This is a genomic window from Rhodococcus sp. WY5, from assembly GCF_018588185.1.
Taxonomy (GTDB): domain Bacteria; phylum Actinomycetota; class Actinomycetes; order Mycobacteriales; family Mycobacteriaceae; genus Rhodococcus_F; species Rhodococcus_F qingshengii.
Window position 1 is genome coordinate 2,846,193 of the sequence record NZ_JAAMPR010000001.1, and the last position, 15,428, is coordinate 2,861,620.

Sequence of the window (15,428 nt, forward strand, 5' to 3'; positions counted from 1 at the left end):
GTCCAAACTGTCGGTATGCGTATTTTGGTGGTCGACGACGACCGGGCGGTTCGCGAGTCGCTTCGGCGGTCGCTCAGCTTCAACGGCTACACGGTCGAGCTCGCGGTCGACGGACTCGACGCACTCGAGAAGATCCTCGCCAACCGGCCCGACGCCGTCGTGCTCGACGTCATGATGCCGCGACTCGACGGACTCGAAGTGTGCCGTCGTCTTCGCAGTGCCGGCGACGACCTGCCCATCCTCGTGCTCACCGCCCGCGATTCGGTCAGCGAGCGAGTGGCCGGTCTCGATGCCGGAGCGGACGACTACCTGCCCAAGCCCTTCGCTTTGGAAGAGTTGCTTGCCAGGTTGCGTGCACTACTTCGCCGCACCGCGCCCGATCTGGACGCCGATTCCGAAATGATGGCGTTCGAGGACCTCACCCTCGACCCGGTCACCCGTGAGGTCAAGCGCGGAGAGCGATCGATCAGCCTGACGCGCACCGAGTTCTCCCTCCTCGAAATGCTCATGGCCAACCCACGCCGCGTGCTGACCCGTGGACGCATTCTCGAAGAAGTGTGGGGATACGACTTCCCGACGTCCGGCAATGCCCTCGAGGTGTATGTCGGCTACCTGCGTCGCAAGACGGAAGCCGACGGCGAACCGAGGTTGATCCACACCGTCCGCGGAGTCGGATACGTCCTGCGGGAGACGCCTCCGTGATCACCGCTCCGTTCGGCAAGAACGCCGAACCGAAGAAATCCTCCACCACCCAAGCGTCCGTCGAAATGCGCCCGCCGATGCCACTGACCCGTTCGGTGTCATTGCGTTGGCGTGTGACGCTGCTCGCCGCGTCGGTGGTGGCCATTGCCGTCGCAGTCATGGCGATCGCTGCCTACGCGGTGGTTTCGCGTGCGCTCTACGCGGACGTCGATCACCAGTTGCGTACCAGGGCAGCGGTGCTGATCGACAGCAATGTCGTGCGATTCGATCCTCGCTACATCTCCGGTGCGACGCTGTACACCACCGACATCAGTGTGGCCCTGATCTTCTCGGACCTGAGCACGTACCAGCCGCCCGGTTCCGACGTGCCGATCGGTGAAGCCGAAGACGCCGTAGCGCGTGGCGAATCGGATTCCTCGCTGCGAACGGTCGACGGTCAGCGAGTGCTGGCTCAACGAACCCATGACGGAAGCACTTTGGTGATCGGTCAGCGGCTCGCGCCGACCGTTGCGGTACTGGACCGTCTGGCCTGGGTGCTCTTCGTGGTCGGCGGGTGTGGCGTCATACTTGCGGCGGTGGCGGGTACTACCGTGGGCCGCACCGGTTTACGACCTATTGCCAGGCTGACTGCTGCCACCGAACGAGTCGCTCGGACCGACGATCTGACGCAGATCCCCGTTACCGGCAGCGACGAATTGGCGCGCCTGACAGAGAGTTTCAACACGATGCTGCGGGCGCTCGCCGAGTCCCGTGAGCGTCAGTCGCGCCTCGTCGCGGACGCCGGACACGAGTTGCGGACGCCGTTGACTTCGTTGCGCACCAACATGGAATTGCTGATCGCGTCCAGTCGCCCCGGTGCGCCGCAGATTCCCGACGAGGACATGGCAGAACTTCGTGCCGATGTCGTTGCGCAGATCGAGGAACTGTCGACTCTGGTCGGTGACCTCGTCGATCTGGCCCGCGAAGACGCACCCGAAACCGTGTACGAGCGCGTCGACGTCAGCGACGTCGTCGAGCGTGCGCTCGAACGAGCGCGGCGCAGGCGCAACGAAATCGAGTTCGAGGCGGTCACCACTCCGTGGTACGTCTACGGAGATCAAGCGGGCCTGTCGCGTGCCGTGCTGAACGTCCTCGACAACGCTGCGAAGTGGAGTCCTAAGGGCGAACAGGTACGCGTCGAAATGCGTCCGGTGGGTCAAGGATTGTTGGAATTGACCGTAAGTGATGCGGGACCTGGAATTCCGGAGGAGGATCGGGAGTTGGTGTTCGATCGTTTCTACCGGTCGACCGCGGCACGTTCGATGCCGGGATCGGGTCTGGGACTTGCGATTGTGCGTCAGGTCGTCGTCAAGCACGGCGGCACCATCGCGATCGACGAATCCGATCGTGGGGGAGCGCTTGTTCGTATCGTGCTTCCCGGTGAACCGGGGCCGAGTGCCGAGTAGCGTGTTCTGTAGACCGTTGGTCCCGCGCTTCGGTGACTGACGTCACGGCTTAATGCGTTCGGCCCGAAAGTCTTTCGGGCCGAACCGACAACACCGGTTTTTCACGTCGAACTCTGGGTAAAGTGACAGGCACGTCTCAGCGCCTTCTCAGCAGCGCAAGGCAGCATTGTCGGCAGAACAGTTGTGACTGCCCGTCCGGTGGTCACCGTAGACGAAAGCGAGCCGATGACCGAGGACCGTAACGTCGGGCCGACCCGGCCCGAGCAGCCCAACAGCGAACCCACCACCCAGGCGCAGCCGACGGCACCTCAGGCACAGCCTCCCGTGCCGCCGCAGCAGCCTCAGGGGCAGGCGCCTCAGCAGCCGTACCAGCCGACCGAATCCTTTGCCCGACCCGCCGAAGCCCGACCCACTGAAGGCCGGCCCACCGAAGCCTTCGGGCAGGCGCAGCAGCAGCCCACGCAGGCCTTCGGCCACCCGCACGGTGCCCATGAGGCCGCGTACCCGCAGAGCGCCCCGTACGGCGCACCCAACCCTGGTGGCCCCGGCGGTCCGAACGGCCCGGGCGGCGGCCACAACCAGATCCCCGCACCGCTGCAGGGGCCGAACTCCGGTTCGACCACCACCAAGCCGAAGTCGGGACGCATGGCGCTGGTTGCCGGCGCTCTCGCCCTGGTCCTGGTCAGTGGTGGTGTCGGTGGCGTGGTCGGCGCCGTCGTCGCGGACCGCAACGGTGGAACCGCGACGGTCACCAACTCTCTGAACGCTCCGAAGCCCATTGCGACCAACACGTCCAACGCTCCCGCCGGCTCGGTTCAGGCCGTTGCCTCGAAGGTCGTGCCGAGCGTCGTGCAGATCGAGGTAGCCACCGCGCAGGGACAGGGCGGTGAGGGCTCCGGTGTCATCCTGTCCTCCGACGGTCTGATCCTGACCAACAACCACGTTGCCGGCGCACAGGGAGCGCAACTTCGCGTTGCGTTCTCCGACGGAACCAAGGCCTCGGCCACCCTTGTCGGTGCCGATCCCGTCTCCGACATCGCCGTCATCAAGGTCGACGGTCGCAACGACCTCACCCCCATCGATCTCGGCAACTCCGGCGACGTCCAGGTCGGACAGCAGGTGGTTGCCGTCGGGTCCCCACTCGGCCTGGCCGGCACGGTCACCGAAGGCATCATCTCCGCACTCGATCGCCCGGTGTCCACGAGCGGCGAGTCCGGCAACCAGAACACCGTCATCGACGCTCTGCAGACCGACGCAGCGATCAACCCCGGCAACTCCGGTGGCGCCCTCGTCAACATGGACGGCCAGCTGATCGGCATCAACACGGCGATCGCCTCGCTCGGAGCGTCGTCGGGTACCCAAGGCGGTTCGATCGGCCTCGGTTTCGCCATCCCGATCGATCAGGCACGCCGCGTCGCCGACGAACTGATCAAGACCGGCAAGGCGACTCAGGCCATGATCGGCGTGACCGTGCCGTCGCAGGACAACGCCGACGGCGCAACCGTCATGGATGTCACTGCTGACGGGCCGGCCGCCAAGGCCGGTATTCCGAAGGGTGCAGTCATCACCAAGGTCGACGATCGTGTTGTCGCAGATGGTGATTCGCTGATCGCGGCAGTGCGTTCACATGCTCCCGGCGACAAGGTCTCGATCACGTACAGCGACGGCGGGCAGACCAAGACCGTCGACGTCACGTTGGGAACCGCGGCAGCGCAGGGCGGCCGATGATGTTCGGCGATCAGCAGACGATCGACCCGATCTTCGGCCAGATCGCAACGGCGTCGGGATCGGACACTACGGTAGGAGTCATGGAACTCGAAGCCACATCGGCCGGCCGCGCTCTGGTCGTCATCGTCGACGATCGCACAGCCCACGGCGACAACACCGACTCCATCGGTCCACTGGTCACGGAACTGCTGAACGAAGCGGGTTTTCTCGTCGATGCGACGGTCGCCGTCGCCGCCGACGAAGTGGAGATCCGCAACGCTCTCAACACCGCAGTCATCGGTGGCGTCGACCTCGTCATCTCGGTCGGCGGTACCGGGGTATCCCCGCGTGACGTCACTCCTGACGTGACCGCTGAGGTTCTCGATCGCGAGATCCCGGGAATTGCCGAAGCACTTCGTGCTTCCGGTCTTTCGGCCGGATCGCTCGAAGCAGGCTTGTCCCGCGGCCTCGTCGGAGTTTCGGGAAGCACCGTGGTCGCCAATCTGGCGTCGACCAGGCCGGCAATTCGCGACGGCATGGCAACCCTGACGGCTTTGGCGAGTCACGTGATCGCCGAGCTCTCCAGCCTCGAGGGCTGAGACAGCTTGTCGGAGCAACGAGATACCCCGAAGAAGCCGTCAGTCGACAAGAAGCGCCTGGCGCGCATCTTCGGGGACGTCTTTCCCGAGACGACGTCGGACGAGCGGGGTCCCGAGGGATCCTCGCGGTCCTCGGACGACGACTGGCTGCGCAGTCAGCGGCCCCCGCACCACGGGGGTTGAGAAGTAAATCAGGCCCCCGGACAATTGTCCGAGGGCCTGATTTGATCTGTGGGCACTGCCTATTCGAGAGTCTTGGCGTGCGCTCCCGTGTCGGCGCCACCGGCATTGGCCGAGAGGATGTCGCGGATCTGGATGAGCAGATCGGTTTCGCTGGCTTCCTTGTCCTCGGGCTCGGAGACGAACTTCTTCTTCGCCGCATTCGCAGGGACGATCAGCACGAAGTAGACGACCGCTGCGATGATGATGAAGTTGATGATCGCGGTGACGACCGCACCGAAGTTCAGGAACGTCTCAGCGGAGTCACCCGTCAGCTGAATGCCCCACCCGTATTCGTTGGCTCCGCCAATCGAAGCGACAAGTGGGTTGATGATATTGCTGGTGAAGGCAGTCACGATGGCGGTGAAGGCCGCGCCGATGACCACTGCGACGGCCAGGTCGAGCACGTTTCCGCGAAGCAGGAAGTCCTTGAATCCCTTGAGCATGTCGGTGTCCCCTCGAGTCTCCGATGGCAAGTGCCAGATGGTCCGTTGATACCGAACCGACTGGAAAAATCCTAGAGGAGCTTCGGACGCTTTGTGCGGTCAGCGGAATGTCACGGTGATCGCATTGGACAGAGATGCCGCGGCTACGACGTTGGCTGCTGGTGTCGGCAGGGCCAGCAAAATCACCTGTTCCTGCTGGTTACGTGTACTTTCCGACGTGGTGACCAACGCGACTACCGCTCCTGCCGCAAGAATTTGTGGGGCCTTGTCTGCAACTGATTCGTTGGGTGTGTCGGGGTGGGGTGTGTCTGGGCGGGATGTGTCAGGGCCGACGGTCAGGACGTCGACGACGTCCCCGCTGCGCAACATGTCCGCGACGGCCGCATCGGCCAATCGGACGGGGACGATGCGGGCGTCGTCGGTTCCTACCGACAACCCGGCCAGCCGTGGGCTGAGAACGCGCACGTCGGTGACGGTTTCTCCGGAGCGAATCGGGCCGGCAACGGTTCTCCCGACTACCAGGTCGGTGTCGGAGACAACTCCTTCGGGAAGTTGTTTCGAGTCGATCTCGCGGACCTCGACGTCCGAATCCGCAATCACCTGCCCCGGAGTGAGATCGCGGCTCGAGACAACTACGGCGACGGTGTCAGTCGCGGGATCGCCTCGAAAGAAGAGAACAACGCCGAGTGTGGCCAGGACGACCGCTGCGATCTTGCGGACGGTCGCTGAGCGAAACCGTGTGCCGCGTGTCAGTTCGACGACGCGATAGAAGGTGTTCGGCGTGAGATCGAGCTGGGCGCGCAATGGATGGGAGCGCCTCGGCGAACGAGAACGTACTGACGGCATTCATGCACGTTAGGGCCGGAAGCGGTGCTTCCGGCCCTAACAATGTGAACCTGTGGACAACCCGGAGGTTGTGGAAATCAGCTTGCGGCAGCCTTTGCGGGCGCCGGCGTGCTGGTCGACGAACTCGATGTCGAAGAGGAGTCCGACTTGGACTCGGACTTCGCAGCGGGTGCCGAATCGCTCTTGGCCGGCTCGCTCGCAGTCCCGGAGCCGCCGCGGCTGTCGGTGCGGTAGAAGCCGCTGCCCTTGAACACGATGCCAACAGAGTTGAACAGCTTGCGGAGCTTGCCTGAGCAAGCTGGGCAGACCGTCAGCGAATCTTCGCTGAAGGACTGGACGATGTCGAAACGGTTGTCACATTCCGTACATGCGTATGAGTAGGTGGGCACCGGGCTTCCTCCGCACTGTGATGTTCGAGCAGCCGCGTATTTACACCGCAGCCTTTAGCACTCTACAAGTGACAGTGCCAACAGCGCTAATCAGGGATCTATTCCCGCAGATCAATCGCCTTTGAGTTGCGTGAGGCCGCCGCGCGGCGTCAATGCCCAGCCCATGGGAATGTCGTGGTCGTCGGCAGGCAAGGCCTCGACGAGTTCGGAGTCTCTGACAATTGCCACGAGCCGAGTCTGTGGTCCGACCGACCCGAGCGTCCGGTCGTAGAAGCCTGCGCCACGGCCGAGGCGTGTTCCGCGAAGATCCACCGCGAGAGCAGGGACAAGCATGCATTCCACGTCGGACAGGGCTTCCGGTGGCAAGACGGGTCCGACAGGCTCCCGAATGCCGTACTTCGCGGGGCGCAAACCGTCCGCGCCGCTGTACTCGACCCAGGACAACGGTCCCGGCTCCCCGGTGATCGGAAGTAGTACACGCTGAGCGATCTCGGCAACGGCGTCGAGCAAATCGGTGGATCCTGGTTCGGTGCGGGTGGGGACGTACGCACAGACGACCGAGCCGTCGACAATCACTGAACGTATGTGCGTGATCAACGCCGCAGTTTCCGTGTTTCGAGTGTGCTCGGAGACTGCATCACGTGCTGCGAGTGTGATTTGTCGCCATTGTGCTTTTGTCTGAGGTGTCACCCCGCAACGATATTCGTCGTGCTGACCGAGCGGTAACAAGCGGCGGCTAAGGTGTTGGCATGACAGACGTTGTCGCTAGCAGCACGAGGGCCTTCCGTACGGCCGTGGTTCCCGCAGCCGGACTTGGTACGCGTTTCCTGCCTGCCACCAAGACGGTTCCGAAAGAATTGCTGCCGGTCGTGGACACACCGGGTATCGAACTGGTGGCAGGTGAAGCTGCGGACTCGGGAGCCGAGCGGCTCGTCATCGTGACGTCCCCGGGCAAAGACGGCGTGGTTGCCCACTTCGTCGAGGATCTCGTGCTCGAAAGCAAGCTGGAAGCAAGCGGAAAACTCGCTGCCCTGGCGAAGGTGCGCAAAGCGCCGGGTTTGCTCGAAGTCGACTCCGTGATTCAGGAGCAGCCCCTCGGCCTCGGGCATGCAGTCGGTTGCGTCGAGTCGGTTCTCGACGACGACGAAGACGCCATCGCGGTCCTTCTGCCCGATGATCTCGTACTACCGCGTGGCGTCCTGGAGATCATGGCGCGAGTTCGGGCCAAGCGCGGCGGGTCCGTTCTCTGTGCAATCGACGTCCCGAAAGACGCAGTCAGCGCTTACGGCGTCTTCGACGTCGAGATCGTTCCCGACGCGGTCAATCCCGACGTCCTCAAGGTCGTCGGCATGGTCGAGAAGCCGGCTGTGGAAGACGCGCCGTCGACCTTTGCCGCTGCAGGTCGCTATCTGCTCGATCGTGCGATCTTCGACGCACTTCGTCGCATCGAGCCGGGAGCCGGCGGTGAGTTGCAACTCACCGACGCCATCGCTCTCCTGATTTCCGAGGGCCATCCGGTTCACGTGGTGGTGCACCGCGGAACGCGTCATGACCTGGGCAACCCCGGCGGGTACCTCCGCGCTTCGGTGGACCTGGCGCTCGACAGTGACGATTACGGCCCGTCCTTGCGTAAGTGGCTCGCGGATCGGCTCGACCGCTGAGCGTGTCGCCACGGTGGTTGATCGCCCGATAACGCAGTATCAATGTGCTTGTCCCTTTTCGGCGGCAAGGCATCATGAGCTGACGGATATCACCGAATTTCCAGACACAGGAGGACGCGGACCAGATGCGGTCGGTTGAGGAGCAGCAGACCAGGGTTACCGCTGCTGCAGTGGCACCCCGTCCGGTTCGGGTCGCCATCTCGGAGGCGCAGGGACTGCTGTGTGCCGAGGAAGTGGTGACCGAACGCCCATTGCCGGGATTCGATCAAGCTGCCATCGACGGTTACGCGGTTCGCAGTGTCGATGTCGCCGGCGCCGGAGCCGACCTCCGAGGCGAGGACGGCGAGCCTACCGACCTCAGCTTGCCGGTGGTCGGTGAGGTGACGGCGGGCTCACGCCAACCGATCCGCTTGCAACCTCGCCAGGCCGTCCGAGTCGACACCGGCGCGCCTTTGCCCACGCTGGCCGACGCAGTTCTTCCGCTCGAGAACACCGACGGTGGTCGCGCTCGCGTTCGGATCTTCGAGCCGGTGCGTTCGGGCGATTACGTTCGCCGTGCAGGCGACGACGTCCAGCCGGGCGACGTGGCCGTTCGGGCAGGCACCATCATCGGAGCCGCACAGGTCGGGTTGCTTGCCGCGGTCGGCCGCGACAAAGTACTCGTCCATCCGCGTCCGCGCCTCTCCGTCATCAGCGTCGGTGGAGAACTCGTCGACGTGGATCGCACGCCGGGGCCTGGTCAGGTTTACGACGTCAATTCGTATGCCCTCGCCGCCGCAGCGCGCGATGCCGGCGCCGACGTCAATCGTGTGGGAATCGCAGGCAACGACTCTCGTCGTCTTCGCGAAGTAGTCGAGGGACAGCTGATTCGCTCGGAAATCGTTGTCATCGCCGGTGCCGTGGGCGGCGGAGCGTCCGACGAGGTTCGTGAGGCGCTTGCCGACCTGGGGACACTCGAGGTGGAGCGCGTTGCCATGCATCCGGGATCGGTGCAAGGCTTCGGAAAGCTGGGAAGGGACGAGGTTCCGACCTTTCTCCTACCGTCCAACCCGGTCAGCGCACTGGTGGTATTCGAAGTCATGGTTCGCCCGCTGATCAGAATCGCGCTCGGACGCCGCCAGCCGATGCGGCGAGTAGTGAAGGCGCGGACAGTGGGAACGATCACGTCGATTGCCGATCGCAAGGGTTTTCTGCGTGGTCAGCTGATGCGTGACGAAGCGACAGGGGAGTACCTGGTGCAGGCCCTCGGGGGTGCGCCCGGTGCGTCCTCACATCTCCTCGCGACCTTGGCGGAAGCCAATTGCTTGGTTCTGGTCGATCGAGACGTCACCGAAGTGCACATCGGTGAAGAAGTCGACGTAGCTTTTCTCGCCCAACGTGGGTAACGCCGACCCGAGTGGGGTGTGATGTCAGTCCATCCAGGATGGCCGGAAGATCTCGGCCCGCTGCGAGTGCCCGCGGGAGTGGTGACCGTCCGCCCCGTGAAGCTCCGTGACGCTGCTGTGTGGAGTCGTCTCCGCATTCGCGATCGCGAGCACCTCGAGCCGTGGGAGCCCACCGGAGAATCGCCCTGGGATGCTCGCCACCACATCACCGTCTGGCCGTCCATGTGCGGGAACCTTCGCTCCGAAGCGCGCAAGGGCAGGATCCTTCCCCTGGTGATCGAACTCGACGGGAAGTACTGCGGGCAGGTCACCATCGGAAATGTGGTGCGCGGCGCTCTGCGGTCCGCCTGGGTGGGCTATTGGGTCGCCTCGCACGTGACCGGTGGGGGCGTAGCCACAGCTGCCGTTGCGCTCACACTCGATCACGCATTCTCGAAGGTCGGTCTGCATCGAGTGGAGGCCACTGTTCGGCCGGAGAACGCGTCGAGTCGCGCAGTCCTACGAAACGTTGGGTTCCGGGAGGAAGGTCTTCTCAAGCGCTACCTCGATGTCGACGGCCAATGGCGTGATCATCTTCTGGTCGGAATGACCATTGAGGAAGTACCCACCACCGTCGTCGACAGATTGGTGCGGTCCGGACGTGCTTCGTGGGTGTGACGAAGACGGCGCCAGAAGCGTGAGAAACGCGAGCTAAACAGCAGTTACCGCTGAGTAGTCCTACTTTCGGGCGGGAAAATGTGGTTTTTGATTCAACCAGAACTTGAGACTTTTGGGACTGAACCGGAAGTTCAGTTCGGTACGCGTGTGACACATGAGTATGGTGGGGTTCGGCGCGTCGGCAACGATGCGAGGGCGTCGGCCGTTAACCTTGACTCGTCAACGGCTGGCATAGGTGCTGGTAGGTGATCGGGAGGAGGCCGCGGCATGCCTAGCTCATTCGTGTGGATCGGGCTGGTGGCCGTGTGGCTGTTCGTCCTGGTGCCGATGCTTGTCAACAAGCGCCCCAGGATCCGGCAGACGAGTGACGCGGCACTCGCGACTCGAGTACTCCACCGCGGCGACAGCAACCCTGTTCAGCGCGGGCCGGCAGCAGGACATCGAAGCGATCCGAACTGGCAACCAGAACCAGTGCGCAGCAGCTACGACGCGGAGGACCAGATGGACACTCACGCAGAAGACGACTACGCCGGCGGTCGTGCACCGGTCGGAGAATTTGTTCCGGTTCGGCGCGGCCGAGGCGGATTCGACCCCGAAGCGGATGCCATCGCCCGGGAGGCGCGGTATGCATTCCGTCAGCGGACATTGCTGGGACTTGCGTTCGTCGCGATTCTCTCGGGCGCTCTCGCATTGATCATCTCGCCGATGGTGTGGTGGTTGTTTGCGCTGACCGTGTGCGGCCTCGGCGGGTACATGGCGTACTTGCGTCGGCAGGTTCGGATCGAGCAAGAGATTCGCCGCCGTCGTACCGAACGCCTCAACCGATCGCGACTCGGAGTCGAATCGCACACCGACGAAGAGCTTCGCCTGATTCCGGCGCGACTGCGTCGGCCAGGAGCGGTTGTCCTCGAGGTCGACGACGAAGATCCGGTGTTCGATCACCTAGATCACTACGAAGAAGAGATCAGGCACACCGAGATGCGTCGCGCGTCCGGTCAGTGATCTTCTGGGCCGATCTCGTCGGGCCGAAAGTTCGTGTCGGGTGATTCCAACGGGAGTATTCGTTCCTGTTAGAGTTGCCGAGCACCGCTGAGGCGGTGGCACGGGGCTGTGGCGCAGTTGGTAGCGCGCTTCGTTCGCATCGAAGAGGTCAGGGGTTCGATTCCCCTCAGCTCCACCAAGAAGTACCAGCGAAAAGGGTCTTTCAACGAAAGTTGAACGACCCTTTCCTGCATTTTCAGGGCCTGCCCGAATTGCGAAGATTCGATCTGAGTGTGCGCCGTTTCATACGATTGCGACCGCTGATCCGGACCGTTGAGCTTCCAAGTGAGGGATGATCCTTGGGCGGATACATGTTTGCCGGAAATGTAACGAGGGTGTGTCCGGTGCGATAGGCACGGTGAGTCTGCCGCAGTTTTCCGCAGGTCGGACGTATGTGTCGGGGAGGAATGTCGATGAGCCAGCCACGACGGCTAGCGATGATGCTTGTTGCTGTGATGTGCCTGATGGGTATCGGCGTCCTTGCCGTATCGGTCTTCCCCGCCATCGTCGCCGCCCAACCTGGCGGCAACAGCGGTGGTGGCAACAACGGCAATGGAAACGGCAATTACGGCAACAACGGTGGCGGTCACAACGGCAACGGTGGCGGCAACAACGGCAACTATGGCTGGCATTGTCACCGTCACAACTGCGGCACGACCGTAATTCCGACACCGACCACGACGACTGAGCCGACCACGACGACTGAGCCGACGACCACGACTGAGCCGACGACGACTGAGCCGACGACCACGACTGAGCCGACGACCACGACGACTGAGCCGACCACGACGACTGAGCCGACCACGACGACTGAGCCGACCACGACGACTGAGCCGACGACGACTGAGCCGACGACCACAACTGAGCCGACGACCACGACTGAGCCGACGACCACGACTGAGCCGACGACCACAACTGAGCCGACGACCACGACTGAGCCCACGACGACTGAGCCCACGACGACTGAGCCCACGACGACTGAGCCCACGACGACTGAGCCCACGACCACGACTGAGCCCACGACCAACCCTTCGGCGTCGCAACGTCCGAGCAGCAGCGCTTCCCCCGCGACCAACGCAACTTCTGCGACCAACGCAACTTCGCAGACCGAGAGTCCTTCGAGCCAAGCACCCTCCGAGACACAGTCTCCTTCCGAATCGCAGCCGAGTTCCGAGCAGTCGTCCGCGGTAGCGGCTCCGCCGGCTGGACCGTCTGATCCGCAGGGACCGTCAGCGGGCGGCGGAGCGCCTGCACCCTCTGCCGGTGGACCGGCAAACGCTGCGCCGGGCGCAGTCGCAGCACCATCTGCACCCGAGGTTCTGGCCGCACCCGCACCCGTAGCTCCGCAGGTACCGTCGAACGTTCCGAACGTCGCGGCTCCGACTGACAACCCGCAGGCGTTTCCGACGGCGTTCACTCAAGGGCTTCCGCCGATTCTCAACGCCGCCGCCGTCGCCGGCGGTGTAGGCGGAATGGCAGTGGTAGCGGCCGGTGCGGGAGCACTGACTTTCCGCGGAGCATCGCTGCAGAAGGCACGATTGGCTGCCGCGCGTGCCGAATTCCTGGCACCCGGATCACAGGGAGGTGCGTGAGTCGTGCCGGACAGACGTTCACATCGCCGCGTTCTGGCCGCGGTGGATGCCGTATGCGACGCAGCAGCGTCGTCGGAGGCAGTGTCACTGCTGACGGTGGTGCAGACAGTCGCCCGCGAGCGTGGGCGCCCGATCGAGATCGATCTGGAAACCCCTCTCGCCACCGGAGTGTGCGGTCAGCGCCGGGCCTACGACGACCACGACGTCATCGTTTTGGCTCCCGGACTACCCAATGTCGAGCGGACTCTGGCACATGAGTTGGGGCACATAGTGTTTCGCCACGAGGGTGCCGAGATCGCCGAGGCGACGCTCGAGGTCAGTGACGATTTGATCGCCTACATGTTGAGTCAACGTTCTCTGCGGCGCAACGAACCCGTGCCGATGGACGACATCGCGGAGTGGGAAGCCGAGACGTTCGCGTCGATGTTGATCATGCGTCTGCGAACGATGAGTGGCCGTGGGACACCGCTGTCGGTGTTGCGGTACGACGAGGCGATCGGATGATCTTTTGGGCTGTGGCCCTTCTCGTCTGGGTTGCAGCCGGCGCGAGACTGGGTCGAGTTGTCGCGCGCACCGCGACGCCGTTGCGAATGTCGATGGTCTTTGCAGGCTTCTCGGTCGCATTGTCGTCGACGGTCATGGTGCCGGCGGTATGGGACATCGTCGATCGCATTGCGCCGGAGCAGCATGCCGCCGCGATGATCGTCATCGTCTTTTGGACAGCGTTGTCTGCGGCCAGTGCAGTCGGCGCCGTGTCTGCGTGGCCGGTGATGTCACGTCCGGCTATGCGCGGCCTCGCCACCGTGCTGTACTCGGTGGGGCTCCTGGTGGCGATCGCGGTTCTCTTCGGCTACCCGGCGCCGGCTCTGATCTTTATCATCGTCGCTCTGTCCCTTGTCATTTCGACGGGGCTACGGCACGTTGCGTGGGCGCCGTTGGGGCGCGGAATCGCGTTGATCGTGACCGGTTCGTCGATCCTGCTCGTCGTAGTCGTCGTGATGCTTGTCGAATCGATCGGTGGCACCGGCGCACTCGAATCGGATATCTGGACGGGCGCAGGGGTGTGGTTCATCGCTGCCTCGAGTGTTCTGATTGCGCTGGGCATCACGTGGGTGCTTCTCGAGACCTGGTTACGTGCGCGACGAGATCTGTACCGGCTGCGGCGGATGCACGCGCTTCTCGTCAAGCGATTCCCCGAGGTAGTCGACGCGGACAGCGCCGGGAGTACGTCTGTGCTGCGGGCATCGGACATGATCGCGCAGATCATGGATGCGATGTACATCCAGTCCGGCGCCGGGATGTTCGACGTCGGTGGTCAGGAACCGCCGCGGGCCGTCACTGCACACGCGGGGATTTTGGCGGGGTGGATCGCCGATCCCTTGGCCTCGGATGTGTTGGACACCAGGTGGATTGCGCCTCCTGAGAAGATGTCGGCGCGCCGATGGGTGTTGTTGTTGGCGAAAGAACTCGATGAAACGACAAAAGTAGGTCGACGTTCGTAGTCGACCTACTCCATGTCATTGCAGTGCTCGAGATCGAGTCAGTGCTTCAGCACGGTCACATCAGCGTGACGCGTCAGGCGGAACCTCTGGCAAACCTTCACTCGCGCGGAGCTTTTCAGCCATCGTGGTGAGTAGATTCTGCGATTCTTCCGAGAGGTCGAATGCACGGCTCGAGAGGCGGCGAAGCCCGTAGCCTTGGAGCTGTGAGAGCAGTTCGAGATCGTGATCGATCTTGGCTGCGTAGATGTCGTTGAAGAAGTAGTCGGGCTTCACCTTGAAGAACCGGGCGAAGGCTGCGACTGTCTCGTCTGAGGGGTTGGTGCGCTGTCCCGAGCGGAGCTGCGAGATGTACGGCTTGGAGATCTGATGGCCGTCTTCGATGAGCGCTGCCGCAACCTCGGCGTTGGTATGGGGTTTGCGCCCCGGAGGATGAACACTGTCGAACAGTTTGTTCAATCGTTCTGCAAAGTCAGCCATTGTGAACCGCCCCGTAATCCTCTCTAGCTAGCAATTGTCCGTTCAGTGAATCCTACGGTATCACGCGGATAACCGATCGGTAGCTCACCGTAGTCTGTTTAGTGGACTAGTTGTCAAATGTGTCCGAGATTCGATTCGTCCGGCCAATGAGTGCTCAGCTATGTCTCAGCGCACATTGAGTTTCCGCCACACGGAAATGTGCAGCTACGACTGCGCTATTCGAACCTTCCAGTACTTGGCCAATCTGCCCAATATCAAACCTTTTACCCGTTTTGGCGATATTAGCTATGCGTTAGCCTGGTTTTTCACAACTATTTCGATTGAAAAACTGCAGTTCAAGCGATGTTTGAAGGTTTGGGGTCGCGATCAGGGTGGCTGGTTGCGATGTCATGCGGATCACCTCGGGGTTGAACCTTGAACGGTTTGCCGGATTGCGATCTGTGCTAGCTAAACCCTCCGAGTGGGTGCAGAATTGTGACATGAAACACACGATGAGCGATGATGAATTGCGCCGCGCAATCCGTGAAATTCAGGATCGAGCCCACGACGCACGCAAGCGTGGGGACGATGTAGCGGCGGAAGAACTCGACCGTACGGTCAAGGGCTATCAAGAGCAGATGATGCAGCGTCTCTAGTGCTCGCTGCGGTCGTCTCTGTGCGGTGTTGCGCGGAGTACGGCCGTGCCCCGCAGGTCGTCTTGCGTGTTTCAGGGCGGCCGCACCGTGCGTGCGTAGACTTTCCCGCATGTCCACAGTACGAG

The 15,428-nt window shown here is 63.0% G+C and carries 19 protein-coding genes and 1 tRNA gene; 13 read left to right on the forward strand and 7 right to left on the reverse strand.

Translation table 11 applies throughout. The features are described from left to right. The first annotated feature begins 15 nt into the window (after window positions 1-15). From G4D79_RS13375 to G4D79_RS13395, 5 genes are all read left to right on the forward strand, one after another. Window positions 16-702 carry a response regulator transcription factor gene (locus tag G4D79_RS13375; RefSeq protein ID WP_003946387.1) on the forward strand — a complete coding sequence of 229 codons (687 nt, stop codon included), beginning with the start codon at window positions 16-18 and terminating at the stop codon, window positions 700-702. A 65-nt stretch (window positions 703-767) separates the two neighbouring features. Next, window positions 768-2,147, forward strand: coding sequence for a HAMP domain-containing sensor histidine kinase (locus tag G4D79_RS13380; RefSeq protein ID WP_020908630.1), 1,380 nt, complete (start codon window positions 768-770; stop codon window positions 2,145-2,147). A gap of 225 nt (window positions 2,148-2,372) precedes the next feature. Continuing rightward, entirely contained in the window at window positions 2,373-3,875 is a 1,503-nt protein-coding gene (locus G4D79_RS13385; protein WP_235867891.1) for a S1C family serine protease, read from the forward strand. An 80-nt stretch (window positions 3,876-3,955) separates the two neighbouring features. Then, the gene (locus G4D79_RS13390) at window positions 3,956-4,453 is read left to right on the forward strand and encodes a molybdenum cofactor biosynthesis protein B (protein ID WP_176720912.1); all 498 of its coding nucleotides are present in this window, start codon (window positions 3,956-3,958) and stop codon (window positions 4,451-4,453) included. A gap of 6 nt (window positions 4,454-4,459) precedes the next feature. Further along, window positions 4,460-4,636, forward strand: coding sequence for a hypothetical protein (locus G4D79_RS13395; protein ID WP_165639126.1), 177 nt, complete (start codon window positions 4,460-4,462; stop codon window positions 4,634-4,636). A gap of 59 nt (window positions 4,637-4,695) precedes the next feature. Here G4D79_RS13395 and mscL read toward each other — a convergent pair whose 3' ends face one another. The 4 genes from mscL to G4D79_RS13415 form a co-directional block, all read right to left on the reverse strand. Then, window positions 4,696-5,118: a large conductance mechanosensitive channel protein MscL gene (gene mscL, locus G4D79_RS13400; RefSeq protein ID WP_030536328.1), complete on the reverse strand. Its 423-nt coding sequence runs from the start codon at window positions 5,116-5,118 to the stop codon at window positions 4,696-4,698. A gap of 99 nt (window positions 5,119-5,217) precedes the next feature. Continuing rightward, window positions 5,218-5,964: an SAF domain-containing protein gene (locus G4D79_RS13405; protein WP_250887523.1), complete on the reverse strand. Its 747-nt coding sequence runs from the start codon at window positions 5,962-5,964 to the stop codon at window positions 5,218-5,220. A 77-nt stretch (window positions 5,965-6,041) separates the two neighbouring features. Beyond that, window positions 6,042-6,353 carry an FmdB family zinc ribbon protein gene (locus G4D79_RS13410; protein WP_003946378.1) on the reverse strand — a complete coding sequence of 104 codons (312 nt, stop codon included), beginning with the start codon at window positions 6,351-6,353 and terminating at the stop codon, window positions 6,042-6,044. A 111-nt stretch (window positions 6,354-6,464) separates the two neighbouring features. Next, window positions 6,465-7,043: a 5-formyltetrahydrofolate cyclo-ligase gene (locus G4D79_RS13415; protein WP_030536326.1), complete on the reverse strand. Its 579-nt coding sequence runs from the start codon at window positions 7,041-7,043 to the stop codon at window positions 6,465-6,467. Between the two features lie 59 nt (window positions 7,044-7,102). Here G4D79_RS13415 and G4D79_RS13420 point away from each other — a divergent pair, with 59 nt between their 5' ends. From G4D79_RS13420 to G4D79_RS13440, 5 genes are all read left to right on the forward strand, one after another. Continuing rightward, the gene (locus G4D79_RS13420; RefSeq protein ID WP_003946415.1) at window positions 7,103-8,014 is read left to right on the forward strand and encodes a UTP--glucose-1-phosphate uridylyltransferase; all 912 of its coding nucleotides are present in this window, start codon (window positions 7,103-7,105) and stop codon (window positions 8,012-8,014) included. Between the two features lie 125 nt (window positions 8,015-8,139). Continuing rightward, window positions 8,140-9,399, forward strand: a complete 1,260-nt coding sequence (gene glp, locus G4D79_RS13425) for a gephyrin-like molybdotransferase Glp (RefSeq protein ID WP_003946353.1) — start codon at window positions 8,140-8,142, stop codon at window positions 9,397-9,399. 21 nt (window positions 9,400-9,420) lie between these two features. Continuing rightward, the gene (locus tag G4D79_RS13430) at window positions 9,421-10,056 is read left to right on the forward strand and encodes a GNAT family N-acetyltransferase (RefSeq protein ID WP_099698239.1); all 636 of its coding nucleotides are present in this window, start codon (window positions 9,421-9,423) and stop codon (window positions 10,054-10,056) included. A 267-nt stretch (window positions 10,057-10,323) separates the two neighbouring features. Continuing rightward, window positions 10,324-11,058, forward strand: coding sequence for a gephyrin-like molybdotransferase receptor GlpR (gene glpR, locus G4D79_RS13435; RefSeq protein ID WP_007727521.1), 735 nt, complete (start codon window positions 10,324-10,326; stop codon window positions 11,056-11,058). 102 nt (window positions 11,059-11,160) lie between these two features. Beyond that, window positions 11,161-11,236 (forward strand) — tRNA-Ala (locus G4D79_RS13440). Between the two features lie 292 nt (window positions 11,237-11,528). Here G4D79_RS13440 and G4D79_RS13445 read toward each other — a convergent pair. Next, window positions 11,529-11,735: a hypothetical protein gene (locus G4D79_RS13445; protein WP_180279636.1), complete on the reverse strand. Its 207-nt coding sequence runs from the start codon at window positions 11,733-11,735 to the stop codon at window positions 11,529-11,531. Window positions 11,736-11,737: 2 nt separating this feature from the next. Beyond that, window positions 11,738-12,514, reverse strand: a complete 777-nt coding sequence (locus G4D79_RS13450) for a hypothetical protein (protein ID WP_180279635.1) — start codon at window positions 12,512-12,514, stop codon at window positions 11,738-11,740. 178 nt (window positions 12,515-12,692) lie between these two features. On the opposite strand from G4D79_RS13450, the gene G4D79_RS13455 reads away from it, so the two are divergent. Continuing rightward, window positions 12,693-13,193 carry an ImmA/IrrE family metallo-endopeptidase gene (locus G4D79_RS13455; protein WP_003946241.1) on the forward strand — a complete coding sequence of 167 codons (501 nt, stop codon included), beginning with the start codon at window positions 12,693-12,695 and terminating at the stop codon, window positions 13,191-13,193. Beyond that, window positions 13,190-14,191: a hypothetical protein gene (locus G4D79_RS13460; protein WP_099698238.1), complete on the forward strand. Its 1,002-nt coding sequence runs from the start codon at window positions 13,190-13,192 to the stop codon at window positions 14,189-14,191. The genes G4D79_RS13455 and G4D79_RS13460 overlap by 4 nt, the downstream gene beginning before the upstream one ends. 60 nt (window positions 14,192-14,251) lie before the next feature. Here the strand turns inward: G4D79_RS13460 and G4D79_RS13465 are convergent, their stop codons facing one another. Then, on the reverse strand, window positions 14,252-14,668 hold the full coding sequence (locus tag G4D79_RS13465; RefSeq protein WP_003946231.1) for a helix-turn-helix domain-containing protein: 417 nt from the start codon (window positions 14,666-14,668) through the stop codon (window positions 14,252-14,254). A 479-nt stretch (window positions 14,669-15,147) separates the two neighbouring features. Between G4D79_RS13465 and G4D79_RS13470 the strand changes: the two genes are divergently transcribed. Then, the gene (locus tag G4D79_RS13470) at window positions 15,148-15,303 is read left to right on the forward strand and encodes a hypothetical protein (protein ID WP_003946253.1); all 156 of its coding nucleotides are present in this window, start codon (window positions 15,148-15,150) and stop codon (window positions 15,301-15,303) included. Window positions 15,304-15,428 lie beyond the last annotated feature (125 nt).

What these genes read in the sequence shown, in the direction of transcription:
- G4D79_RS13405 (WP_250887523.1), bottom strand. Translation starts at nt 5,964, where the DNA reads ATGCCGTCAGTACGTTCTCGTTCGCCGAGGCGCTCCCATCCATTGCGC.
- glp (WP_003946353.1), top strand. Translation starts at nt 8,140, where the DNA reads ATGCGGTCGGTTGAGGAGCAGCAGACCAGGGTTACCGCTGCTGCAGTG.
- G4D79_RS13385 (WP_235867891.1), top strand. Translation starts at nt 2,373, where the DNA reads ATGACCGAGGACCGTAACGTCGGGCCGACCCGGCCCGAGCAGCCCAAC.
- G4D79_RS13380 (WP_020908630.1), top strand. Translation starts at nt 768, where the DNA reads ATGCGCCCGCCGATGCCACTGACCCGTTCGGTGTCATTGCGTTGGCGT.
- mscL (WP_030536328.1), bottom strand. Translation starts at nt 5,118, where the DNA reads ATGCTCAAGGGATTCAAGGACTTCCTGCTTCGCGGAAACGTGCTCGAC.
- G4D79_RS13390 (WP_176720912.1), top strand. Translation starts at nt 3,956, where the DNA reads ATGGAACTCGAAGCCACATCGGCCGGCCGCGCTCTGGTCGTCATCGTC.
- G4D79_RS13375 (WP_003946387.1), top strand. Translation starts at nt 16, where the DNA reads ATGCGTATTTTGGTGGTCGACGACGACCGGGCGGTTCGCGAGTCGCTT.
- G4D79_RS13470 (WP_003946253.1), top strand. Translation starts at nt 15,148, where the DNA reads ATGAAACACACGATGAGCGATGATGAATTGCGCCGCGCAATCCGTGAA.
- glpR (WP_007727521.1), top strand. Translation starts at nt 10,324, where the DNA reads ATGCCTAGCTCATTCGTGTGGATCGGGCTGGTGGCCGTGTGGCTGTTC.
- G4D79_RS13430 (WP_099698239.1), top strand. Translation starts at nt 9,421, where the DNA reads ATGTCAGTCCATCCAGGATGGCCGGAAGATCTCGGCCCGCTGCGAGTG.
- G4D79_RS13420 (WP_003946415.1), top strand. Translation starts at nt 7,103, where the DNA reads ATGACAGACGTTGTCGCTAGCAGCACGAGGGCCTTCCGTACGGCCGTG.
- G4D79_RS13460 (WP_099698238.1), top strand. Translation starts at nt 13,190, where the DNA reads ATGATCTTTTGGGCTGTGGCCCTTCTCGTCTGGGTTGCAGCCGGCGCG.
- G4D79_RS13465 (WP_003946231.1), bottom strand. Translation starts at nt 14,668, where the DNA reads ATGGCTGACTTTGCAGAACGATTGAACAAACTGTTCGACAGTGTTCAT.